14 protein-coding genes and 1 pseudogene are annotated in these 25,045 nt (G+C 48.6%); 11 read left to right on the top strand and 4 right to left on the bottom strand.

Translation table 11 applies throughout. The annotated features are described in order from the left end of the window. Positions 1-445: 445 nt before the first annotated feature. Together JNUCC31_RS33930 and JNUCC31_RS13230 are read left to right on the top strand one after the other, a co-directional pair. Positions 446-5,641 carry a rhamnogalacturonan lyase family protein gene (locus JNUCC31_RS33930; protein WP_192271767.1) on the top strand — a complete coding sequence of 1,732 codons (5,196 nt, stop codon included), beginning with the start codon at positions 446-448 and terminating at the stop codon, positions 5,639-5,641. Between the two features lie 348 nt (positions 5,642-5,989). After that, on the top strand, positions 5,990-6,166 hold the full coding sequence (locus JNUCC31_RS13230; protein ID WP_192271765.1) for an aspartyl-phosphate phosphatase Spo0E family protein: 177 nt from the start codon (positions 5,990-5,992) through the stop codon (positions 6,164-6,166). 179 nt (positions 6,167-6,345) lie between these two features. Here JNUCC31_RS13230 and JNUCC31_RS13225 read toward each other — a convergent pair whose 3' ends face one another. Next, on the bottom strand, positions 6,346-7,275 hold the full coding sequence (locus JNUCC31_RS13225) for a response regulator (RefSeq protein ID WP_192271763.1): 930 nt from the start codon (positions 7,273-7,275) through the stop codon (positions 6,346-6,348). Positions 7,276-7,803: 528 nt separating this feature from the next. Between JNUCC31_RS13225 and JNUCC31_RS13220 the strand changes: the two genes are divergently transcribed. Beyond that, complete coding sequence (locus tag JNUCC31_RS13220; RefSeq protein ID WP_192271762.1) at positions 7,804-9,222, top strand: alanine/glycine:cation symporter family protein; 1,419 nt, start codon at positions 7,804-7,806, stop codon at positions 9,220-9,222. Positions 9,223-9,375: 153 nt separating this feature from the next. Here JNUCC31_RS13220 and JNUCC31_RS33925 read toward each other — a convergent pair whose 3' ends face one another. Continuing rightward, on the bottom strand, positions 9,376-10,215 hold the full coding sequence (locus JNUCC31_RS33925; RefSeq protein ID WP_192271760.1) for a methyl-accepting chemotaxis protein: 840 nt from the start codon (positions 10,213-10,215) through the stop codon (positions 9,376-9,378). 287 nt (positions 10,216-10,502) lie between these two features. On the opposite strand from JNUCC31_RS33925, the gene JNUCC31_RS13210 reads away from it, so the two are divergent. Then, positions 10,503-11,195, top strand: a complete 693-nt coding sequence (locus JNUCC31_RS13210; protein ID WP_192271758.1) for a Crp/Fnr family transcriptional regulator — start codon at positions 10,503-10,505, stop codon at positions 11,193-11,195. Positions 11,196-11,341: 146 nt separating this feature from the next. Here the strand turns inward: JNUCC31_RS13210 and pepT are convergent, their stop codons facing one another. After that, the gene (gene pepT, locus JNUCC31_RS13205; protein ID WP_192271756.1) at positions 11,342-12,580 is read right to left on the bottom strand and encodes a peptidase T; all 1,239 of its coding nucleotides are present in this window, start codon (positions 12,578-12,580) and stop codon (positions 11,342-11,344) included. 350 nt (positions 12,581-12,930) lie between these two features. Between pepT and JNUCC31_RS13200 the strand changes: the two genes are divergently transcribed. Beyond that, positions 12,931-13,965, top strand: coding sequence for an NADH:flavin oxidoreductase/NADH oxidase (locus JNUCC31_RS13200; protein ID WP_192271754.1), 1,035 nt, complete (start codon positions 12,931-12,933; stop codon positions 13,963-13,965). A 106-nt stretch (positions 13,966-14,071) separates the two neighbouring features. On the opposite strand, the gene JNUCC31_RS13195 is transcribed toward JNUCC31_RS13200, so the two are convergent. Further along, positions 14,072-14,845 (bottom strand): class I SAM-dependent methyltransferase, encoded by a 774-nt coding sequence (locus JNUCC31_RS13195; RefSeq protein ID WP_192271752.1) that lies wholly within the window; start codon positions 14,843-14,845, stop codon positions 14,072-14,074. 316 nt (positions 14,846-15,161) lie between these two features. Here JNUCC31_RS13195 and JNUCC31_RS13190 point away from each other — a divergent pair, with 316 nt between their 5' ends. The 6 genes and pseudogenes from JNUCC31_RS13190 to JNUCC31_RS33300 all read left to right on the top strand — a co-directional run. Further along, positions 15,162-15,584, top strand: coding sequence for an SRPBCC family protein (locus JNUCC31_RS13190; RefSeq protein WP_416234408.1), 423 nt, complete (start codon positions 15,162-15,164; stop codon positions 15,582-15,584). 190 nt (positions 15,585-15,774) lie between these two features. Next, entirely contained in the window at positions 15,775-18,858 is a 3,084-nt protein-coding gene (locus tag JNUCC31_RS13185; protein ID WP_192271748.1) for an ATP-binding protein, read from the top strand. A gap of 113 nt (positions 18,859-18,971) precedes the next feature. After that, positions 18,972-20,138, top strand: coding sequence for a response regulator (locus tag JNUCC31_RS13180; RefSeq protein WP_192271746.1), 1,167 nt, complete (start codon positions 18,972-18,974; stop codon positions 20,136-20,138). Between the two features lie 27 nt (positions 20,139-20,165). After that, positions 20,166-21,518, top strand: a complete 1,353-nt coding sequence (locus tag JNUCC31_RS13175; protein WP_192271744.1) for a cryptochrome/photolyase family protein — start codon at positions 20,166-20,168, stop codon at positions 21,516-21,518. Positions 21,519-21,825: 307 nt separating this feature from the next. Continuing rightward, positions 21,826-23,001 carry an acyltransferase gene (locus tag JNUCC31_RS13170; RefSeq protein ID WP_192271742.1) on the top strand — a complete coding sequence of 392 codons (1,176 nt, stop codon included), beginning with the start codon at positions 21,826-21,828 and terminating at the stop codon, positions 22,999-23,001. 1,590 nt (positions 23,002-24,591) lie between these two features. After that, a pseudogene (locus JNUCC31_RS33300) lies at positions 24,592-25,029 on the top strand (HNH endonuclease); the annotation flags it as partial. Between the last annotated feature and the right edge of the window lie 16 nt (positions 25,030-25,045).

The following is a 25,045-nucleotide window of genomic DNA, read 5'->3' as shown; positions in this document are numbered from 1 at the left end:
AAATCAGGATGATCGGTTAGAACCGAATCGTCCTCTATACTTCGTAATTCGTATCCGCCTGGTCCGGACACACACATCGCCCTATTGTACCTGAATGACCCTCGTATGAAAAGGGATTTTATTACCTTTTGAACTGTAATCCGATCCCTTGTGAGACTTGTGTTAGAGATCACGAACGAAGAAATCGGTTTTTTGGTGGAAAAAGACGGAAATTTACATGTTCATTCCCTGGAAGAAGGGATAGTATCGAGGGGAAATGAAAACCTTTGCCTCAAAGTTTACTGATGTGAAGCATTAAAGAACTTGAAAACTAAAATTAAAGAGGTGATCAATTAATCAAAAAGCAGATCCTTTTTAAAACAACAAAATGCAAGCGCTTACTTAAGGATTGTACCATCGTTCTGGCTATATCATTCCATGATGAGAAACGAAAGGATGGGTGTTCATGATCGCGAAGACGCGGCGAGTTGGCTTGGTTTTGCTTCTATGGGTATTTACGATTTCCAGTCTGGGCTGGGGTACGATGTTTGGCACGCCAACCGCAAGTGCAGCCGTATCGAATGGGGAAGCATCCGGCGGGGGCACTTATAAATATGACTTTGGCTCAGGAGCTGTTGCGAATGAATATACAGGGGTGGACAGTACGTCTGCCTATTCGGTGGAACAGGGGTATGGCTTCACGGATTTGTCCAAGGTAATTGTTCAGGATCGGGGTACAAGTGATCCGGTGAAATCGGATTTTGCCAAAATTACCGATGGGGGCGGATTTAAGGTAGACCTGCCAAGCGGTGATTATACCGTCTCCCTGGTCGCTGGCGACAGTGAAGGCAACACAGATATAGCCATCAAGGTGGAGAGCATGAACAAGGTTCAGCCGAACACCAAGGCAGCGGGTGAGTATCTGGAGATGAGTTTTGATATCGCTCTGGTGGATGGGCAGATGAACTTTGAATTTTCCGGAACGGCTGCGAATATCAATGTACTGGTAATCACCAAACAGCAGGAACGCGAAGCAGGTAACAAGCCTGCGGTGTACCTTGCGGGTGACTCCACGATGCAAACGTACAATCCGTATTGGGAGCCCCAAGCCGGTTGGGGGCAGATGTTCCCGTCCTTCTTCAGTGACGCCGTGGAAATTAAAAACCATTCCATCGGTGGACGCAGCTCCAAATCCTTTATATTCGAAGGGCGATTGGATGAGATTCTGCGCCTCATTCGTCCGGGAGATTATCTGTTCGTGCAGTTCGGACATAATGATGCAACGATCAGTGTTCCAGACCGCTATGCTTCACCCGCCGATTACAAAAACTATCTGAAAACCTACATAGACGGTGTGCAGCAGCGGGGAGCTACCCCAGTCTTGGTAACCCCAATGGGTCGCAGGGACTTTAACGCAGACACAGGAAAGTTCAATGTGTCCTTCCCTGAATATGTGCAGGCGATGAAAGAAGTAGCCTCGGAGAAAAATGTGAAGCTGATCGATCTAAGCGCACTAAGCATTGCGTACTATGATTCCATTGGGCCGGAAGCGACGTTGTCTGTCTTCCTCCATGTCTCACCGGGTATCTATCAGGCGTTCCCGAACGGGGCAACAGATAATACCCACTTCCAGGAATATGGGGCCATTCAGATTGCCCGTCTGGTTGCAGGTGCGGTTCGTGAACTGAATCTGCCCTTATCGGAAGCGGTTCAGGATGCCGAGGTTCCGGCTGAGTTGCCAGCCAAACCCGCCGGATTGAAGGCGGGCAGCATTAGCAACGCTGGAGCGGTATTGAAATGGACGGCGGATGATACCGCAGACATCTACAAAGTGTACCGTAAGCTTTCAACAGAGCCGGAGTCTGCCTACAAGCTGGCAGGAACGGCAACTATATCTACTTTAACACTAACCGGTCTGGTGGAAGGCAAGTCGTACACGGTTCGAGTAACCGCTGTGAATGGCCGCGGAGAATCCGAACCTTCGGATGAGGTCAGCTTCACCACCAAATCGGCAACGTATCGGTATGATTTTGGCCCGGTAGGATCTCCGGTTGCTGAAGGGTATACGGAAGTCAATCGGAATACACTGTATACGCCTGAACGCGGTTATGGATTAACGTCTTCCGCCAATATGGCAGATCGGGATCGTGGCAGCGGGACGGATCATCTGCGCCGTGACTTCGTCATTTATTTTAACGGTTCATATGAATTCAAAGTGGATCTGCCGAATGGTACCTATTCGGTCAAGACGTACACGGGGGACTGGATTGGATCAGCAAAAACCAATATGAACATCGAAGGCAAAGATTATGGAACGGTATCTTCCGGCGCTCAAAATATAGCCGAAAAAGTGATCAACCAGATTAACGTCCAGGATGGACAGATGAACCTGATCTTCAGCGGGGCTACGGCGCATCTCAACGGACTTGAGATTACACCCGTCTTGGTGGCCCCTTCTAATCTGAAACTGGATGGCCTGGATCTGGAGAGTGATCCGATCACGGCTGCATTGTCATGGGATGCAATTGGGGATGACGTGCAGTATAAGGTGTACCGTCAGTCAACCGGAGCAACCAAAGCCGAGTTGCTGGCAACTACCGATACAACAACCTATATCGACAACAAGGTCGACCTGGGCATGAATTATGTATATACGGTAACGGCTGCAGATCGTACAGGTACAGAATCGGTAGCATCCAATGCATTACCTGTTTCGACGATTGATTCATCTGTAGAGAAGGCACAGGTCCCTTCAGGTCTGTCGTTACTAAGCATTAACAAAAATGACGTCTCCTTCACTTGGACGGAATCAGCAGGAGCACGTGCATATCAAATCTATCGTGCTGTGAAGCAGGATGGGCCGTATGACTTAATCGCTCGCACCAAGGAGACGGCATACACAGACTCCACCATTCTCAGCACCATTCCTTATTTTTATAAAGTGGCGTCTGTGAATGCAGGTGGGGTATCCGAACTGTCGGTGGTACTCGAAACACCTGTAGCAACAACGCTAAATCGTGAAATGGAATATCTGGACCGTGCTCCGGTCGCTGTAAAAACAGAAAACGGCAACTATATCGGCTGGCGCATGCTGGGTCTGGATGCGGAGACGATTGCTTTCAATCTGTATCGGGATGGTGTTAAGCTTAACGATGTACCGATAACGGGAAGCACCAACTTTACGGATGCCGAAGGCACGGATGCGTCCAAATACCGCGTCATGACAGTAGAAAACGGCATTGAAAAAGCGGCAACGAAGGAATTCGGCGTTTGGCAGGAGCAGTACCTGTCTGTACCTCTGCAAAAGCCTGCCGATGCATATACGAAAGACGGACAGCCGTATTCGTATTATGCGGGGGATGCCAGTGTAGGTGATGTTGATGGTGATGGTGAATATGAAATTATTCTGATGTGGTCGCCAAACAACGGCAAGGATAATTCTCAATCCGGATACACAGGCATTGTATACATGGATGCTTACAAGCTGGATGGAACAAGACTGTGGCGCATCAATATGGGGCCAAATATCCGTGCGGGAGCGCACTACTCTCCGTTCCTGGTTTATGATTTCGACGGTGACGGCAGAGCGGAACTGATGATGCGTACTGCGGATGGCACTGTCGATGGGCAAGGAAAGGTCATTGGTGACGCGAATGCAGATCACCGGAACAGTTCGGGCTACGTTCTGCTTGGGGATGAATTCCTGACTGTATTCGATGGTGAAACCGGGGCTGCGCTGGATACGGTGGAATATGATCCGCCGCGCGGAGATGTGGCTTCATGGGGAGATGGCTATGGAAACCGGGTGGACCGTTTCCTCGCAGCGGTGGCGTATCTGGACGGTGAACATCCAAGTGCCATGTTTAGCCGTGGATATTATACGCGTACCGTGCTGGCCTCCTACAATTTCCGTGATGGAAAGTTGAGCAAAGTGTGGCGTTTTGACTCCAATGATGATGGCTACGGCGAGTATGCAGGCCAAGGAAATCACAATCTCTCGGTTGCAGATGTGGATGGGGACGGCAAGGATGAGATTACATTTGGCGCAATGGCTATTGATGATGATGGCAAACCGCTCTACAATACGAAACTTGGGCATGGTGATGCGATGCATCTAAGTGATCTGGACCCGACTCGTCCGGGACTGGAGGTGTTCGACGTACACGAACACAAAGATTCGCAGTACGGTATGGAAATGCGTGATGCAGCTACCGGTGAGATTCTCTGGGGTGTATTCACAGGTATCGATACCGGACGCGGCATGGCTGCGGATATTGATCCGAATTATCCGGGGTCGGAAGTGTGGGCAGCCACAATTACGAATGAACAGCACATTCCGATCACCGGGCTCTACAGTGCTCAGGGCGAACTAATCTCGACGAAGATTCCATCGTCCACCAACTTCGGCATCTGGTGGGACGGAGACCTGCTGCGTGAACTGCAGGATGGCATTCGTGTCGACAAATGGGATGCCCAGAACCAAACGACGGTTAATCTGCTGACGGCAACAGGTGCGGCTTCGAACAATGGTACCAAAGCCAACCCGAGCTTGCAGGCCGATCTGTTTGGCGACTGGCGTGAAGAAGTGATGTGGCGCAGCCAGGACAGTTCGGAATTACGCATTTATACGACGACAGATGAGACGGTTGCGCGCATTCGCACGTTGATGCATGATCCGGTTTACCGCCTTGGGGTAGCTTGGCAAAATGTAGCCTATAACCAGCCGCCACACACCGGCTTCCATCTGGGAGTAGGCATGGATCAGCCAGCGGCACCGAATATTCGTTATGTAGGTGCTCCGCAAGAAATGGAAGATACAACGCCTCCGGTCATTACCGGAATGCCTGCGGAACAGATGAGTGAAGAGGATATACTCAAAGTTGGTGTGAAGGCAGAAGATCCGGAGTCCGGAATCACGCTTCTGCAATTAACTTGGGATGGTGAGGCTGTAGAGCAGGGTGATGAAATTACGCTGGCGGGGTTGGTCGGCAAACACACATTTACAGCCCGGGCAGTGAATGGTGTGGGACTCATCACCGAGCTTTCCGTAGAAGTGACAGTCATTGCCGCAGACCAGGCCGCAGGTGAACCCGGTGTACCTGTGTTGTCCGACAATGCGGGCTATAGCTCTGGCCTGGCCGACGGAACCTACACCATCACGATGAATATGTGGTGGGGGAATAACGGTACACGGTATAAATTGTATGAGAATGGTGAACTGATCGATACGCAGAAGCTTACAGCTTCTACCCCTTCTGCCCAAAAGGCATCTACGGATATTTCGGGACGGGCGGATGGTACGTATGTGTATACTTGCGAACTGATCAATTCAAAGGGGACAACCGAATGCGCGCCACATACTGTAACCGTGCGAGATGCTGCACCAACAAAACCGGTGCTTTCTCATGACAACTGGGATGGAGATGGAAACTACACCATTACGGTGAATATGTGGTGGGGCACGAATGCCACCTCCTATCGTCTGTATGAGAACGGTCAAGAAATCGACAGCCAGCCGCTGACCGCTGCATCCCCGAATGCACAGACGGCAACGGCGGTGATTACAGATCGCGCACCAGGCGAGTATGAATACCATGTGGAATGGATTAACACGAGTGGATCGGTTACAAGTGATGTGATTAAGGTGAAGGTCACCCGTTAAAAAAAGTTTAACCCTCAGCACCTCTCTATAATATATAGGATGCCCTCTTGGAGGCTCCTGTAGGATAGAGGGGTGTTTTTTGTTTTTTTTCAACATACACAATAATGTCACAATCGTTTGATGATGAAGCCAGTCCATTGAAATTTCTGCTATAAAATCACATTTGAACCCTAAATAAGGCGATTTCAAGCCGTTTTTGGAATGTCTAATATTTTTAAAAACATAGCGACTTTCAACTTATGGAGAAGAAACCATAAAATCCATGCCAACTATGCCAAATGTTAATCCAACTATAGATTGACAGGAAAACCTAAAATGTAACACAGAAATAAGGAGGTATTAAGGGCGATGGTTATGAGTATGGAATTGAAAAGTCAAATCGAAAATGCTAGACATAACCTTCATATGTTGGTAGAGCATAACGAGGGTGGTTTTGGACATCCTGATGTGCTAAAACAGTCCATGGCACTGGATGAACTGATCAATGAGTACAATCGAATGAACCGAAGCAAGCAGACAATTTGAATATCAACCTTACTTTGGACTATATAGATGAGCATGAAAAAACAAGCGGGCATGAAAATAGCTGGAACAGACGCAGTGGGTGTAAGACTGTGTGCTGTGTCATTCCAGTTGAATCATGCCCGCTTGTTCTATGGTACATGCATATTGCCGCATTCAATGAGGAGCATCGAGACTTTACACTAATGCAGCAACCGTTTGGCCTCCAGATATAAGACCTGAACGAACTTTTTCGTGTTAATCCGTGTCTGGGACAGGGAAGGTTCCACATTGTTTTGCAATTCCAGCATCTTTTTGCGAATCTCGGTAAAATCAAAGAACTTTGACGCATAATTTTCGAACTTCGGATGTGTATAATCCGTCAGTCCCAGAGACACAACATGGCTTAGGGTCTGGAAAATGGCTCTCCGGACACGCTGTTCCGATGCCTTAATCTCCTTGGTCACTTCTGCCGGGGAAGCATCTCTGCCCAGTTTGCGTATCGCTACATTTTGGAAAATATCCTTCAGTGAAGGGAACATGTAAGGAGACAGCTTATGGTCCTCCGTCTCGACTTGCTCCAGATATTCCAGCATGTCCAGCAGATCCCTGCTGCCTGCTTCTCCGATCATGCCCATCTCGGACAGCAGGAAATGCCCTGCTGTGGTAATCGTTTTGTCTGGAGCTTGTGACGCAGCGCGTTCGGGAGATTGCAGCCTGGCCAACCCCTGCAGCGTCCGCTGAATATCTGCAATGGATTGCTGCATGCGAAGGCGTTCTTCCACCAGACGCAGAACAGACAGGATCTCCAGCCGATTAACCGGCTTCGTAATGTAATATTCGATGCCTAGCGAATAGGCTTCGCCAATCATATTTTTCGATTCAATCTGGGAAATCATTACGATCTTGCCTTCGAACCTTCCCTCAAGCGCGCGTACCGTTTCAATACCGTCCCGCTGTGGCATGAGCAGATCAATCAGCAGGACATCGACCTTGTGCAACTCCAGCAATTCGGCGTGGATATGTGCTCCGTCCTCCGCTTCCCCAGCAATGTCACCCAGCCCTTCATCCTCTATCATATCCATCAACATGGAACGAACCCCTGGATCATCATCCACGATAAAATAACGCATGTCGTAACTCCTTTCTCCGCAAATGATGCGATTAATCAATGTATGGTGAAGAAACGGTCTGTACCGCCTCAGAATCAATTTGTGTGATCGTGCCTTCATATTCCGTTCGTTACCTCTATGAATCTAATCTTGCCTCTCTACATGTACACTCTTATCATACTTGGTTGCGTATCCTGGTGTGAAGACCCGTTCCAACTTTAGATATATCCCAATATAAGTTGAATATTATGTCAGGTAAAGTGACAGTGAATGGATAAACGTTGCTAATTTATAAAAAAATTAAACTATTCCATGTAGGTATTTGTCGGTTTTCGTAGATGTCCCTGTAGTATAAGTAACATCCATAAGTGTGGATTCAAAGTTATGCGAAATGGTACAAACGTTACACTTAACCCCATCGTGTTTAGCGTGAAGCGGTCGTTTAGGCGACAGAAATGCATGCTTTATGCAGTAGTATGAGATTTATCCGCTCAGTCATACGGCTGGGACACTTTTTTAACGATACACCAACGAAAAGGGGCATTGCTGATGGAGCAAACAATACAAGATATTGTCGTCGTTTTCAACGATTTTCTGTGGTCCAAGCTATTAATTATTTTGTTGGTCGTATGCGGAGTGTACTTTACCACCAAGACCCGGTTCATGCAATTCCGGATGATTGGAGATATGGTCAAAGTGCTTGCGGAGCCAAGAAGCAAGGAGCCTGGCAAAATTTCGCCGTTTCAGGCATTCTGTATCAGTATGGCAGCCCGTGTAGGCACCGGGAATATCACCGGTATAGCGCTGGCCATCGCTTTGGGCGGACCAGGGGCAGTGTTCTGGATGTGGATCATTGCGATTATTGGTTCGGCCTCCAGTTTTGTGGAAAGCACGCTTGCTCAAATATATAAGGTTAAAGACAATGGTGGATTCCGCGGGGGTCCGGCATATTATATGGAGCGGGGACTGGGCAAACGTTGGATGGGGATCTTGTTCGCGATTCTCATTACATTGTCGTTCGGTTTGGTCTTTAATGCAGTGCAGTCCAACACCATCACCGTAGCATTCAAAAATTCTTTCGGTGTTGATCGGTTGACAGTCGGCATCATTATGGCGGTTGTATTTGCAGGAATTATTATGGGCGGTGTGAAACGGATTGCCAAAGCGTCCGAATACATTGTCGTCGTTCTTGCGGTGTTATACATCGGTGTGGCTGCATTTGTTGTATTGGCTAACATCACTCAGGTTCCAGCCATGATTGCCCTGATTGTGAAAAATGCTTTTGGTATTGAACAGGTTGCGGGTGGTACACTGGGAGCCGCACTGATGAATGGTGTCAAGCGTGGGCTGTTCTCCAACGAGGCAGGTATGGGTAGTGCCCCGAATGCAGCGGCAACGGCGGATACAACTCATCCAGTCAAACAAGGGCTTATTCAAGCATTTGGCGTGTTGACAGATACCTTGGTCATCTGTACGAGTACAGCCATGATTATTTTGTTGTCAGGCGTGTACAAAGGTTCGAATTTGGGCGGGATTGAATTGACCCAGGCGGCATTAAGTGTGCATATCGGCTCATGGGCATCCGGATTCTTGGCCGTCATGGTATTTCTGTTTGCCTTCAGTACGCTCATCGGGAATTATTACTATGGAGAGACAAATATTGAATTTATCAAGTCCAATAAAATTTGGCTGTGGGTATATCGTATCTGCGTCATCGCGATGGTGCTGTTCGGTGCTATAGCCAAGGTGCAGTTGGTATGGGATCTGGCTGATCTGTTTATGGGGCTGATGGTGGTAGTGAACCTGATTGCCATCCTGATGTTGTCCAAAGTGACATTCGAAGCGCTCAAGGATTATAGGAAACAAAAGGCCGAGGGGCGTGACCCCATCTTTACAAGGGATCGTATTCACATTCCGGGTGAAGTGGAGTGTTGGGAATCCGAGGCTGAGGTTACAGGGACCAAGTAGAATGAATTCGTGAAATACACCACGATAAAGGCAACTCAAGCAGGACCTGGAATTTCCTTAACGGAAGTCCCGGAGTCCTGTTTGTTGCATATGAGGAAATAAGATTTAAGCATTATCCGCCCAAACGAGTTCCATTCCTGAGAGATATTTCTCCTATTGGTTCACAGAGTAACTAATGAGTTGCTCGGACAGAGCTTTCATGCGTTCACCCGTTTCATTCAGCTTCTCGATCACATCCGTGAAGGATGATACGAGTGTAGCTTGCTCCTGTGAAGAGGCTGCAATCTGGGAGACTTCAACTTCCATCTGTTTAATAACTTCTTGTACATCTTTCAAGCTAATATCAATATCACTGGTAGCCTGTTTGGCATCGACCGAAAGTTTGCGAACTTCTGTTGCTACGACGCCAAAACCTGCGCCGGCTTCACCTACACGCGCAGCTTCAATAGCGGCATTAAGTCCAAGAAGATTGGTTTGTTCAGAGATTTCACGAATGAATCCGGCCACTTTGTTAATCTGGGAAGAGTTGTGTACCGCTAGACGTGTGTTCTCCAGAATTTGTTCGCTGGTGGCTTGCAATTCCTCGGCATGAGCAGCGACGTGTTGGTCCATATCGACCAGAGTTCCATTAATGGTTCGATTCTCTTGTATAATAGCTTCAAGCTGATTTTGATTCGATTGATCGTACGACACGCAGAAGATGGCGACAACCTGATGATTGTCATCCAAGATCGGAATGTTTAGAACATCCAGCTCAATACCGTAGAATTCAGCTGGTAAGTGGGTCAGCGTGGCTTCGCGTCCGTTCGTGAGCGCAGTGAAGTTTTTATATCCGTCCAAAAGAGGATCGCCTTCGTTGAATCCGAGATTGAATTTATCGGTGGAGACGGAATACAATACCTTTTCGTGATCATACACGGTCAAACTGGCTGGTTCTCTAAGAATCAAACGGATATAAGGCATCACTTTCAAAAGGGCTTCTACAACATTCATGGTAGGTCGAACCATCCTTTCACTTATCTAAATTAGGTTAAATTTGGAGACGAACAGCATGCTTTATCTTTCATCGGATAAGATTGCGCTATCCTGTACTCCTTTTTGAATAAAATATTGTCATTTCAAAGTCTAAAGTTAAAAGTAATTTCTATTTAAACTGATTTATTGGATATAAGTTCTAGTTGTAACTATTTTTATATCAAGATATTTGTACGGGTGTATATGGTTTATGGGACATATGTCCATTTGTATATGCAGAATCACACATGGGGGGTTAATCCGGGATGAGAGAGATCATGGACTTTGGATTGCTGCGCCAACTTGCTCGAGAGCATGGCCTGGATCAGGTGCTGGACGAGCCTGCGCTTGCTGAATTAAGACTGCTGGAAGCCTCCAAGGGAGAGATTATATGTGCCAAAGGTGAACGTCCCGAACGATTGTATTTTCTCGTTCAGGGTAAGCTCAAGATTTATACGACACTGCCGAATGGCAAATCTCTGTTACTGCGTTTCAGTACGCCGCCTGCGTTGATCGGAGACCTGGAGCTGGTTAATGGCAAGGAAGCCAAAAATACAGTGGAATCCGTTAACAGGAGCCTGTTGCTCGGTGTGAGTTATCGTTATCTCAGAAATACATATGCAGAAAATCCGAAGTTTCTCCATTTTATGCTCAGCCATGTGACCCACAAGTTATATACCTTCTCCAATTTGTCGAGTCTTAATCTGCTATACCCGGTCGAGAGCCGTTTTGCGAGCTATTTGCTGTCCACGATGGAGCAGGGGGAGCAGATTACGGAAGAAATCCAGACCTCCAAGCTGACAGAGCTGGCAGATATGCTGGGTACAAGCTACAGGCACTTAAACCGGGTCATTCATGACCTCTGTGACCGCGAGATCATTCGAAAAGAACGGCGAAAGCTCGTCATCTGCAATCTGGAGCAGCTGCGTGAAATTGCGGGAGGCAATATGTACGAATAAATAGGGAAGATGGCAGGGCCTCAAACCAGTTGTATGCATAGACGTAAAGACACCCTCTGGATGTCAGAGGGCGCCTCTTTTGCCTCCACCTGCTTTAAGTGACAGGTTCTTTTCCAATGCTGTTACATACAGAAATGGAATGTAGATTAAACATCCCCACGCTGTTCAAATAATTGAGCAATTTCCACGATGACCTGCGTGGCCTTCACCATATTATCGACCGACACATATTCGAACTTGCCGTGATAGTTCTCTCCACCGGTGAAGATGTTGGGTGTAGGCATGCCCATGTACGAGAGCTGAGAACCGTCCGTGCCTCCGCGAATCGGGCGAATAATCGGCTCAATACCCAGGCGAGTCATGGCTTCATGCGCAATATCGACGATCTGGCGTACTGGTTCAATTTTTTCCCGCATGTTATAGTACTGATCATTTAATTCGATGGAGATGCTTTTCTCACCATATTTGGTTTGCAGCTCACTAACGACATTCAACAAGTATGTTTTGCGTTCCTCAAACTTCTCCCGGTCGAAGTCGCGGATGATGTAGCTCATCTTGGTCTGTTCGACGTCTCCCTCGATGGACAGCAAATGATAAAATCCTTCATAACCGTCCGTGAATTCGGGAGCTTCCTCTGCAGGTAAACGGCGGTTCAGTTCCATCGCGATTTTAGCCGAATTGACCATCTTATTCTTGGCCGTACCCGGGTGAACGTTGGTACCTCGAACCGTAATTTTGGCAGCAGCAGCATTGAAACTTTCGTATTCCAGCTCACCGAGTGGTCCGCCGTCCACCGTGTAGGCATACTTGGCTCCAAAAGCAGGAACATCGAACTTATGTGGCCCGCGGCCAATCTCTTCATCCGGAGTAAAGGCGACGCGGATCTTTCCGTGTTTCAATTCCGGGTGTTCAATCAGATAAGCCATCGCCGTCATGATTTCGGTAATGCCTGCCTTGTTGTCTGCCCCAAGCAAAGTTGTGCCATCTGTTGTGATCAAGGTGTGGCCTTTATATTCACGCAGTTCCGGGAAATCGGTGGTGGATAACACCACGTCCAGTTCCTGATTCAGTAGAATATCTTGCCCATCATAGTTGTCGATGACCTGTGGTTTGACATTCTTGCCTGTAAAATCGGTAGCCGTATCCAGATGGGCCAGGAAACCAATTACTGGAACGTCCTTGTCTGTATTGGATGTCAATGTCGCCATCACATAGCCGTTATCGTCCATGGTCACATCCTGCAAACCGATGGATTTGCATTCTTCAACCAGGTATTTTCCCAAGACCAGCTGGCCGGGTGTGGAAGGGCATGTCTCACTACTTTCATCGGATTGTGTATCCATTTGAGCATAGGTAATCAGTCGTTGGATTAAAATATCTTTCACCAGTAATCGCTCCTTTGGCTCGGTTAGTATATAAGTTGACCACTTATTTTATATTAAATCCTGTATGTCTGTATGGCTATCATATCATGTTTTGGAACGGTTTCGAGTAATGGATCAATCGGAGCTGGATGCAGACTAGGTATCAAAAAGGGTACTATGTAACAAAAATGTACGTACTTGTAATATGGGGAGTCTTGTTCATAATAGTAGTGGTGAAAGAGTGTGTTCAGCAAGAGTGAGCATAACTCGAATCGCTAGTGAACGGTAAGAACGGGCAGCGGTTTTCCGAGCTGGAAAGCAAGTGAATGCCTCAACATATATCATTATATGGAATAGGAGATGCAAACTGAATGACAGAGAAATTATTTTCCCCGTATCAATTCAAGGGGCTTCAATTAAACAACCGGGTCGTCATGGCACCGATGTGCCAATATTCCGTAACTGCCAAAGACGGTATCCCGAACGATTGGCATCAGGTACACTATGTAAGCCGTGCGGTTGGGGGTACAGGGTTGATCGTGATCGAGATGACGGATGTTGATCCGGACGGACGTATCACTGACAATGACCTGGGCATCTGGTCAGATGAACACATTCCTGCCTTTACCAAGTTGGTGGATGGCATTCACGCTTATGGCTCCAAGGTGGCGATTCAGATCGCACATGCCGGACGTAAAGCAGAGGATGCGGCACAGCCTGTAGCTCCATCAGTGGTTACTTTCCCTGGAGAGAGCTTCAATACACCGCATGCTTTAACTACAGAGGAAACACAAGCCATGGTACAGAAGTTTGCGGACGGTGTACGTCGTGCAGTAGCTGCCGGAGTCGATGCCATTGAGCTGCATGGTGCTCATGGTTATCTCATCCATCAGTTCCACTCTCCATTGATGAATCATCGGGAGGATGTATATGGACAGGACCTTTCCCGTTTTGGCGTCGAAATCATTCGTGCAGTGAAACAAGAAATGCCGGAAGACATGCCGCTCATTATGCGGATTTCGGCGGTGGAATACGCTGATGGCGGATATGACATTGATCATACCATTGAAATTTCCCGTGCTTATCAGGCAGCAGGCGTGGACATGTTCCATATCAGCTCCGGTGGTGAAGGACCTTCAGGACAACGTAAACCGGGTAACTACCCTGGTTACCAAGTGCCATTTGCTCGTCGTTTCCGGGAAGAACTGAACGTTCCTGTGATCGCGGTGGGCATGCTTGAGGATTCAGCTCTGGCTCAAGCGGTTATCGGAAATGGTGATGCGGATCTGGTTGCCGTTGGCAGAGGTATGCTGCGTGACCCGTACTGGGCGACACATGCCGCTCTGGAGTTGGGTGTCAGCAAGGATAAAGCCGCTATTGCGGAGCAATATTCACGCGGATACTGAGCTTAATTTAACATTGATATATTTGTAATAAAAGGCCACAGCATGGGATAATCTTATGCTGTGGCCTGATTTTGTAGCTGAATCTAGATCCTATCTTCTATAATATTCAAGCTTTTCGAGTCGCTTCAAACACATATTTCTGATCGGAGCGGGACGGTGCCCGGTGAGGATCGAAGTCGGCGTATACTGATATGTCGGAGAAACCAATCTGTTCCAGAATCATGCGGAACTCTTCTACTCCGTACCAACGTAATGCAAGCTGTTGCAGTTCCGTAGCAATTAGTGTGCCCTGGCGCCACTTTTCGTAGCGAATCAGACTCACTTTGTACTGCTGAAGCAAATTCAATTCGATGTCTTTACTTTCCATTGTAATCGTGTCACCATTCTGTAATTGAACAGTCGAGGTGCCTGAGTAGTACGGGGTAGTATTCGTCACATCCGGCAGGAAGAGATCAAGGACAAGCCGGCCTCCTGGTTCCAGATGATGATACAGATTACACAGTGCCTTCACGGAAGCCTGTCTGTCTTGAATAAGCAACAAGGAGCCTCCGGGAATAATAATGGCTTCGTAGCGATAAGGGAGATCAAGTGTCTCCAGATCAGCAGCGAACAATTCAGGCTTGGGCAGTCCCCGCTCGGTGCAAAGCGCAAGGCAAGAATTGAGCATATCGGTTGAATAATCAAGACCGTCTACTTTCAAACCTGCTTCAAGTAATGGGATTAGCATTCGACCTGAGCCAGACATCGCTTCAAGGATGCGTCCCTTGCAGTTCATCAGAATATCACGATAAAATTCAATGTCGCCTCCAAGGGAGTGTCCAATGGGCTTGGTGGCATTGTAAACCTCGGTACATAATGGACCATAATAACTAAAAGACATGTTACGATTCCTCCACAACATCATTTGAATTAGAATGTGGAAGGGAGGGGTTGAGAGGAGTTATCCCTTCCTGCAACGGTTGGAATTGGATTTTTCGGAGCAGACTAACATAGGAATCACACACCCTTTATGTAATATGTTCCAATTATAGGTTTGTCTTCAAAGGCAGTCAACAGCACACCTGTTGTTAGAGGAACATATTTGACAGTCATCCCTTAATTTCGAACAATAAGTTAAATGGGCGTTCTGCACGAATTCCGTGAGCGACAATATGGAGTGAAGCAAAATGCTAATATATAGTAGGAGGCGATTTATAGTGGAATCATCAAGTGCACTGCCCGATATCCGGCAGCAAGTATTGCTACACGCTCCGATAGAGAAGGTGTGGGAGATCGTATCGACGTCAAAAGGTATGGAATCGTGGTTTATGCCGAGCAATCTGGAGCCGGTGGAAGGGCATGAATTTATACTGGAAGCTGGACCCTTTGGGCAATCTCCGTGCAAAGTGACCGAAGTCCAGCCTCCACACAAGCTGTCATTCCGGTGGGGCAAGGATTGGACATTGAGCTTCGAACTGGTGGAGCAAGCACAGGGTACTGACTTTACACTGATTCACAGCGGTTGGGACGCGGACAAATTGACTGAATTTGGGCAGGCTCACGCCATGGTCCGCGAACGGATGGAACAGGGCTGGACAGGTATTGTACAGAAGCTCGCTCAGGTGGTCGGACAAGCGTAGAATAACCAATAAACGAAGTCGCAGGTTCTTTGCCAGGGATACATTCCGGCAGATGAGCCAGCGGCTTTTTTTGATCGAAAATATCATGAGCCAACTATTTCCGTCAGCAACAGAAACGTGTAACATGGGACTATAGGTATAAAACGACAAAATTAGACGTCTGTCGCCGTGGAGGCGGAAGGATACATAGATGAAAAAACACTGGATTATGCTCATCATTAGCTTTATTTGTATTGTTGTCTTCCCTCTGGGGTCGATTGTGCAGAACTTGATTTCCGAACGAAGCAATCCTCAAGCAAGAGACGGAGTCATAGATCTGAGTTCATGGGAATTTGACAGGCAGGGGGCAGCTGCTCTGAATGGTACGTGGGATTTCTATCCGGGTCAGATGCTGACACCTGTCGATTTTGAGGCAAATGTATCGGGGCGTAAGCCGCTTTCTCCACCTTCACGCATTCATGTCCCGTCCCAATGGAACAAGACACTTGGAGAAGCTCATGGCTACGGAACCTATCATTTGCGTGTCAGGATAACCCCGAGAACAGAAAAGAACGATTATGGAATACGTACTCGAAATATCCGTATGGCCCATCGCTTGTTCATAGATGGCAAGGAGATCGGCGGTAAAGGGCTGCCCGGCCCAACACAGGATACGGACATCCAGCTCAATCTGCCATTTACGGGCTTCACATCCATAGATGGCGACATTGCAGATATTATCATTCAAGTATCCAACTACAGCTACTCGTCTGGCGGCATTGTCGCATCCATTCTGTTCGGGGACGAGCATAGCATACTGAAAAGCCAACAGCAGGACTGGCTTAAGGATCTGATGACGTTATTCGGATTTATTCTCCCAGCAGCCTTCTTCCTGCTTCTTTTCAGGCTGCGGCGCAGTGAGAAAGAACTTCGTTATCTGGGATTATTCAGCCTTTCGGGTGCGATGTACGCACTGACTCATGGCGAGAAGTTGCTGGGAACGCTGCTGCCCTTCCTGACGAGCAATGAAATTCTGCGGCTTCAATTCATCAGCGCTGCTCTCGCTTATTATTACTTGCTTCGTTATATGGATGCTCTTGTACCTGGAGCGGTCCATCCGTGGTTTGTCCGTCTGGGTGTGGTTCTGATTATTACACAATGCACTATCGGTCTGACCATGTCTCCTGTTTTGTTCTCGTGGCTGGAGCTGCCCATGCTGCTCATTTCACTTGTGGTGATCGGTTACACCCTGCGGGCCATGCTCCATTGGATAAAGAAAAGGCCCAACGACAGCCACTTCGTTCTAATTAGCATGATGAGCATATGCATGGTCGTTATGCTGCATACCGTGGGTGCGTTCACCCCCATGGATACGACATTTCTCGCGCTGTACGAGCTTCTGTTATTTGTTTTTGCCCAGATGATTGTTACAGCGCTCCGGTTCGCACAATCATTCCGTGAAGTCGAAGCGTTATCTGAACGTCTGCTCGCCATCGACAGTCTGAAGGATGAATTCATGGCGAATACATCTCATGAGCTAAGAACTCCCCTGCATGGCATCATTAATATCGCCCAGTCGATGCTGGAAGGAGCAGCTGGAGCGGTCACGCCCAAGCAGGCCAAAAATCTGTCCATGATTACGTCAACCGGAAAGCGACTTTCGCTGCTGGTAAACGATATTCTGGATTTTGCCAAGCTCAAAAATAGTGAAATTGATTTAAATCGGGTAGCCGTTGATTTGGAATCGGTGGCCCGGACGGTAGTTGAAGTTTCCGGCTTCACCTTCGAGGACAAACCCGTTGTGCTGATTCAGCATTGGCCTCCAGCGTTGCCGCTGGTTGAGGCGGATGAGGATCGATTAAGGCAGGTTCTGTATAACCTGCTGGGTAATGCGTATAAGTACACCCAGCAGGGTGAGATTCGCCTGTATGCCCGTGTGGATGGAGACCTGGTAACGGTATCTGTCGCGGATACAGGTGTCGGAATTGCCCCGGAGAAGCAGGAGGACATATTCCAGGCCTATGAACAAGGTAATGGAACAAGCGAGAGGGTAAGCGGGGGAACGGGTCTTGGACTGAGCATCACACGCAAGCTTGTAGAGCTTGGGGGAGGAACCATCTGGGTGGAATCAGAGCCAGGGCAAGGCTCAACCTTTCATTTTACACTGCCCATTGTGAAGACGCCTCTGCTACAAACGAGCTCGCGGCCTGCAGCGGCCCGTTATGTACCTGCTCAAGAAAAAAGAGTGCAGGATACCGTTTCAGTCGAAGCGGATGATATGGAGGACAACGGGGAGGCGGAGCATACCATTCTGATCGTGGACGACGACCCGGTGAATCGGCAGGTCTTGTTCAATCTGTTATCGACTGAACGATATCGTGTCATTGCAGCGAATAGCGGGGCGGCGGCATTGAAGCTGCGTGAAGAGCACCCGTCCATTGATCTGGTCATTACAGACTGGATGATGCCGCGGATGTCTGGGCTGGAGTTGTGCCGCAAACTGCGTGAGCACAGCTCCCTGTCCGAGCTGCCTATTCTGATGCTGACGGCTCGCGGGATGCCCGAGGATATTAAGTTGGGCTTTCAGGCAGGTGCCAATGACTTTCTGAGCAAACCCGTCGATGCAGGGGAATTACGTGCCCGGGTACGGACCTTAATCGAGATGAGAACCTCCGTGCAGGAGGTCATCCGTACGGAAATGGCCTTTTTGCAAGCCCAGATCAAGCCGCACTTTCTATATAACGCACTTAACGTCATTATTGCGACGTGTGCGGTGAACCCGGACAAGGCGACAGATCTACTTATTGAACTGAGTCAATACCTGAGAGGAAGCTTCGATTTTCAGAACCGGGACCAGCTGGTTCCGCTGGCTAAGGAGCTGGAATTAGTGGAGTCTTATGTACATTTGGAACAGGCCCGCTTTGAGGAACGTCTGGTGGTCAACTATAACGTGGACCCTGATGTGCGTCTCTATTTGCCGCCGCTCAGTATCCAGCCGCTTGTGGAGAATGCCATTCGTCATGGAGTGATGGAGCGAGCGGCAGGCGGCACGGTAAACCTCACTGTTTCCATAGAAGGTGAGCATGTTGTCGTTCAGGTGCAGGATGACGGTGTGGGCATACCACCTGAGCGTTTGGCCCAGGTGAAGTCGGGGCGTACAGAAGGTCCCGGGGGTGTAGGGTTACAGAATATAAATCGGCGTCTGCTTTCCTTGTATGGTCAAGGGTTGGAGATTCAGAGTCATTCGGGTAAAGGGACACAGATACGGTTTCGCATACCCGTACAAAAGGGGTAATCTCTCCAAATAGTGTTGCTGATGTAAACGAGAGTGGTTAACAGACTAATAAGCGGATGCCGATAAGGTCGGTATTCTTATGAATATTTTCATGGCAGGAGGCTGGAAGAACCGTGAGAGCCATTGTAATCGATGACGAGAAACCGGCGCAGCTCCATCTGGAGCGCCTGTTACGTTCAGACGGACGGATTACACCCGTGCAGTGTTTTTTAACAGCCCGTGATGGTTTGGATTTTCTGGCAAAAGAGCGCATGGACGTTGTTTTTCTGGACATTGGCATGCCGGAAATGAATGGACTGGAAGCGGCTGAATATATACAGCAATTGGATAACACCATTCGTATTATATTTGTAACGGCTTATGCCGATCATGCGATTGAAGCTTTTGAACTGCATGCATTGGATTATGTATTAAAGCCGGTGAGCTCCACAAGACTAGCCAAAACAATCGATCGAATTGTCGCCAGCATAATCCCCCTGTCTGCCCCGGCTGCTGCAACTACCGAGGTACAGGTTTCACAACCAGAGGTTGACGGGGTGGATACCCATGTGCCCGGATTGCTTACCTTTAAACATCTGGATATCTATAGAAGCCTGGATGAGAAAGCGCAGAAACACAGGTGGCGCACAACCAAATCACAGGAACTGTTTGCATTTTTGTTTCATCACAGGGGGGAATGGGTAAGCAAGGAGATTCTGCTAGATCAGTTGTGGGCAGATGTCACCCAAGAGAAAGGGTTAACCCATCTGCATACGTCCGTTTATCAGATCCGCAAGTTGCTGAAAGAATGGGGCATGACGGGTAAGCTGGAATACAATATGAATCGCTATCGTCTGTTAGCAGGCAATCTGGTGAGTGATGTGGAGCAATTTGAACAAGGGACAGCGTATGCTGCAATTACGCCAGATAATGTGGCTCAATTGAAAGATATCGTTCCACTCTACCGCGGCGACTATCTGGAGGAACATGATTATCGCTGGGCTCAAGCCAAAGCGAGAGAACTGAGACGTAAATATATACGACTGGTCGTGGACCTCGCCGAATGGAATATGAATCAAGGACAGGGTAAGGAAGCGATTGAACAATTGAGTGAACTATTGGAACGTGAGCCTTATGCCGAAGAAATCTGCCGGTTAATGATGAATGTGTATGCATCACTGGATGATCAGCAAGCCATACTCCAATTGTACGATTCATTCACACGGACTCTGCTTGAGGATCTAGGACATCAACCGGAGCCGGAAACAAGCAGACTTTATGAGAAGCTGATGGCACGGTAAACGGAAGTTCGGGCAGGAGGATAAGGCATGAAGTTATTCATACATCGCAAAGATTTGCGTACGGATGATCTGGTTGCATTTGATTATTTACGGAACCAGGAAGCGGAAAGTCTGCATCTACTCATCTATGATCCATTTCTATTGCGGCAGAACCGTGAGAAGGAACACAGTGGTGTCAACTTTCTCCATCATGCAGCGAAGCTTGGTGAGCAGTACCGGGAGGAAGGATGCAAACTGCATGTGGCCTACGGCAAACCAGCCAAGGTCGTTGATGATGTCCTCGACCAGCTGCAAGGGCGTGTAGACGAGGTCGTTGTACATCGGGACATGACCCCGTATGCTTTCGAGCGTGACCGTGGAATACGCAAAGTGACCGAGGGGAGAGGCGTGACTTTTACGCAGCTGACGGATCATCTGCTGATGGATCTGGCGGGATTTGCTGATTTTACGGGAAAGGCTGAGCCCTATAAAGTATTTGCTGCCTTCCATCGTAGGTGGGTAGAATTCATGAATGAGCATCCCAATCCCCCTTCGACAACAACGGTTGCCGATGTGAAGGTCAGCGATCAGCAGATCGAATGGCCAGCTTCCCTTCGTGTACCACAAGAATTACTGACATTCAATGTATCGGACTCGAGTGACCCCTATCGGTTATTGGAGGGCTTCCTGTCCGACAGGATAGCTGATTATGGCGACCATCGAGATGAATATGAAGCATATGAACCAAGTCATCTCAGCTCTTATGTAGCTGTAGGGGCTGTATCCATCCGCAAGCTGTACGATGAAGCGATTCGCAAGGAGCAAGCGGGTGAATGGATCAGACAGCTATGTTTCCGTGACTTCTATCTGTATCGTGCGGTGTATGAGAGTCACTACTTTACATATGAAAAGAGTTACGATCTGTCCGCGCTCAGTGATCTTCACTTCGAACGGTGGTGTAGAGCCGAAACGGGCATTCCAATTATCGATGCAGCGATGACGGAACTGAATGAGACTGGATATATGCCGAATCGGCTCCGTATTCTGACCGCCATGTTCCTGACCAAAAATCTGCAATGCCCATTCACATTGGGTGAGGCGTATTTCAGGCGTAAGCTGCGGGACTATGACAACATACAGAACCGGGGAAACTGGTTATGGTGTGCTTCCCTGGGTGAGAATGCAGCTCCGTATTTCCGGGTGAACAATCCTGTAACACAGTCAGAGAAGTATGATCCGCAAGGGGATTATATTCGCAAATGGTTGCCAGGTCTGAAGGATTTGGACAGCAAAGAAATCCATATGCCAAGGGAGAATGCAATCGTTGATCTGAAGGCATCTCGCCATGCAGCGATTGACGTGTATAAACAAATTTTGGCCAGCCGTCAGACCGATCGTTAGGAGGTCATTGGAGCTTAGAGCTTCGGATCACCTAACAGGGATGGGACTAAAAGGTTGAGATTTTCCATTTTCAGCCCGATGAACCAACAAAAATGTATAAAGTTTCAAAATGTGCCTGAGACCGCGCCATAGCGGTCTTTTTTTACATATATAGTCATGAAAATACGATGAAAATTGTTGGGAATTCAGAATATTTTAAGAAATTGGACTACCCATCTTAAGCATTATGCCTTTTAATAGATAGAGAGCTTATCGTACTAAGTCATATCTGACATATTGACGAACACATGAAGGAGAAGCGTAGAACATGAGTGAAACCATCAAAAGAGAGCGAATTCCAGAGCTGAATCTGGTCCGTGCCATGGCCATAATCGGCGTGCTGTGTGTGCATTCCACTTCGTTTGCAACGGTGGACATGACGGGTTCGGGGTATTATTGGCTTTACAACTTTATTAATATCTTTATGAAATATGGTACCCCAACATTTATTTTCATGAGCAGTTTTGTGCTGTTCTATAACTATTATTCTCGCCCGCTGGACAAAAAGCTGGTAAGTAATTTCTACAAAAAAAGATTCGTTTATATTTTACTGCCGTATTTCATATTTTCATTGATGTACTTTATATTGCTGCATATTACACATTATCAGGGACGCCCGTTTGGAGAATCGGCAGTGAGTTTCATAACGAAACTGTTCACGGGCAAGGCATATACACATCTGTATTTTGTATTTATCAATATGCAATTTTATTTGATATTTCCGTTGGTGTTGTGGCTGCTTAAGAAATATCCATCGGTGGTCAAATGGTCTGTTCCGATCGGGTTACTCATTCAGTGGGCATTTATCGTCAGTAATAAATATGGATTTCAAGTGCCGAATAAAGGAAGCTGGGCATTTTCGTACTTCTCTTACTTCATGCTGGGTGCTTTTATCGGGGTATATTTTCCGAAGATTAAGCAGTGGTTTGTCATCAGCCGGGAAAATGCAACCAAAGCTCGTGTAGTTTCATGGATTATGCTGTGGGCGGTATGGATTTTTGCCGGACTCGGTCATGTATATATTTATTATCTGTTACGTATGAAAATTGCCACGTATAACACGCTGTGGTACGAATTTTTCTGGAACCTGCATACGTTCGCCTGTGCGCTCGTATTGATCCAAATCGCATATTTGCTATATCGCAAAGGGCCATCGCTAATCGTTAAGCCGCTCAATCGGCTGGGGGCGCTGTCCTTCGGTATTTATCTGATTCATCCGTTCTTCCTGCTGGTATATCGGAACTACCCGCCACAAACCGGAGTCTCCTGGCTGATTCATCTCTGGTATGCCGGAGGATTCGGAGTGGCTTTGCTGGCTTCATGGCTCGTGGTTGGACTCACGGCCCGATTTGTCCCATTGGCCTGGGTCATCTTCGGCAATCTGCCGAAGCCAAAACCTCGTTTGGTGCCACAACAAAACTCGGGACAACTCGATGTGCGTTAAATTTATAGCCAATACAGGAATAATAAACCGTTTCTTGGTCGACCTTAGGGTTGAGCGGGAAGCGGTTTTTTTGGATTCGAAGCGGACTATCCTATGGCGAACGAGTGTTTCTTTTTTATATTCGAAGGGTAATGAGAAAGCGGAAGCAATTTCAATCATTTTATAAGTCGACGACCTAAACAACAGGAACAAGGTGAGATAAATGACAACATGTGAACAATGCGGGAGACCGATGCAAGATATATTGGAATACGTTGAACACATTCTTCACGAATGTGGAGGAGCCCAGGAATACAAGGAAAAAGACTATGAGACATCTGGCTATGAGTGTGTTCGCGAGCAGATGTGATACAATGGAAAGAAACCGGATTCATACGGAACCGAGGTGACAACATGGAGACGGGCTCGGCCCCTTTCCGGCAGGAAATGACGGAACATGAAGCGCAACTGACCAAGACATGTATGTATTGCGGGCAAAAGCGATCTTTGTCCGAATTTCGACGAAGAACCGGAAAGCGGGCTGGTCCCGGAGCCAGACGTGGAGCCTGCCGCCAATGTCGCCAGCTCGGTGGACAAGCGGATAATGTTAACCCATCCATCCCGCAGACAGATAAGGCGTTGAAGACCGCAAAAGGGACCACGGCAGCCCGGCATAATACGGCCAAAGCTTCAGCGTCTGCCAACCAAACTGCAGCCCGGATCACCGATGCAGTCGATGGGGCATCAGTCAACGCGTCTATAAGACGTATGGAGTCGCAGCCATCCATAGGCTCATTTTCTTCGGTGGAGGGCGATATGGCTGACCTGGTTGATTCTGCAACGGTTTCCTCTTCGCCTTCGGGCAACCAAAAGAAGCGGAGAAGAAGGAGAAAGGCGAAGCGCCCGGAGCTACAACCAGGTAGGGAGCGTACGGAGCCGATCACACGAATGGATGAGGAAAGCGGGACTACAGATCATCCGCAGACGGGATCTGTACCGCAGACGGAGAGAGCTTCGCAGGTGCATACAGCGAGTGCTGAACCATCTGCGAAGCGTGCCAGCGCACGGATAGCCGCTGGCGAAGATCAGGCCGCCGAACAGGAGACTGCGGCGGCCCAGACGGTGCTGCCAGCTAAGCCGCAAGGCCCGGCAGCAGAGCCAGAGGCTGCGGGTCAGCCGACCGCAGCCAAGCGCAAACGCAAGCGGCGCCGCAAACGTGCTGCCGCGCTCCCATCCGGCGCAGGCCAGGCCCGCAGCATCGCTGCTGAGGCCAGTGCGCCGGCCCTGAGCGACCGTGGCGATGCCCATACGGTCGCCGGAACCGCAGCGGCTGCAGCACAGCCTGCCGCTGCAAGGCCAGCACCCGGCCATGCGCCGGATGCTGGCATGGAGGCTGCGCCTCCTGCACCCGGGCGTCAGCTTGGCTCGCCCGGGTCGAAGCCGCGCCCGGCACGCAAGGAGCGTGCGCCCAAGGCGGGCGGCGAAGACACAGCCCGTGCCGGATCATCCGGGCAGCGGGCGCCTGCGCATTCCAGCCGCAGTCACGGGGCTGGAACGGAAAGCCGTCCCCGCCGTCATGCGCCGGCGGTGCCTGCAGCAATTGACCCGGAAGATCCGGCATCGCTTCGGACTAACCGGCAAGGCATGGTGCGCATGCGCGGCAAGACGGACAAAGGACGGCGCTGGCATCAGGAAGTGGATATGGAGCTGGCGGTCACGCTGGTCAAGGAAAAGGCCGCTGTTGTGGTTAATCGGTACACGATTCGCCGATTATTCAGCAACAAGGACTTTAAGCGGTATATTTTGACCCGTGACCACTATACCTGTTACTTCTGTGGATCGTATGGGGATACGATTGACCATCTTCTGCCGCGAGCCAAAGGTGGCCATACCACCCCGCTAAACTGTGTCTGTGCGTGCAATCTGTGCAACCAGTCCAAAGCAGCGATGGATGCCGAAGAGTTCATGCGTTCCGGTATTCCCGAGTGGAATGCTGCGCATCAGGAAGAACTGAATGAACTCGCCATGCAGGAAGCACAGTTGGAATAAGCGCTAAGCGATAAAT

The organism is Paenibacillus sp. JNUCC-31 (assembly GCF_014844075.1).
Taxonomy (GTDB): Bacteria; Bacillota; Bacilli; order Paenibacillales; family Paenibacillaceae; genus Paenibacillus.
This window is presented reverse-complemented; position numbering and strand designations above follow the sequence as displayed.

Bases quoted from the DNA above. Each gene is read 5' to 3' on its own strand.
- JNUCC31_RS33930 (WP_192271767.1), top strand. From the start codon at position 446: ATGATCGCGAAGACGCGGCGAGTTGGCTTGGTTTTGCTTCTATGGGTA.
- JNUCC31_RS13230 (WP_192271765.1), top strand. From the start codon at position 5,990: ATGGTTATGAGTATGGAATTGAAAAGTCAAATCGAAAATGCTAGACAT.
- JNUCC31_RS13225 (WP_192271763.1), bottom strand. From the start codon at position 7,275: ATGCGTTATTTTATCGTGGATGATGATCCAGGGGTTCGTTCCATGTTG.
- JNUCC31_RS13220 (WP_192271762.1), top strand. From the start codon at position 7,804: ATGGAGCAAACAATACAAGATATTGTCGTCGTTTTCAACGATTTTCTG.
- JNUCC31_RS33925 (WP_192271760.1), bottom strand. From the start codon at position 10,215: ATGAATGTTGTAGAAGCCCTTTTGAAAGTGATGCCTTATATCCGTTTG.
- JNUCC31_RS13210 (WP_192271758.1), top strand. From the start codon at position 10,503: ATGAGAGAGATCATGGACTTTGGATTGCTGCGCCAACTTGCTCGAGAG.
- JNUCC31_RS13200 (WP_192271754.1), top strand. From the start codon at position 12,931: ATGACAGAGAAATTATTTTCCCCGTATCAATTCAAGGGGCTTCAATTA.
- JNUCC31_RS13195 (WP_192271752.1), bottom strand. From the start codon at position 14,845: ATGTCTTTTAGTTATTATGGTCCATTATGTACCGAGGTTTACAATGCC.
- JNUCC31_RS13185 (WP_192271748.1), top strand. From the start codon at position 15,775: ATGAAAAAACACTGGATTATGCTCATCATTAGCTTTATTTGTATTGTT.
- JNUCC31_RS13175 (WP_192271744.1), top strand. From the start codon at position 20,166: ATGAAGTTATTCATACATCGCAAAGATTTGCGTACGGATGATCTGGTT.
- JNUCC31_RS13170 (WP_192271742.1), top strand. From the start codon at position 21,826: ATGAGTGAAACCATCAAAAGAGAGCGAATTCCAGAGCTGAATCTGGTC.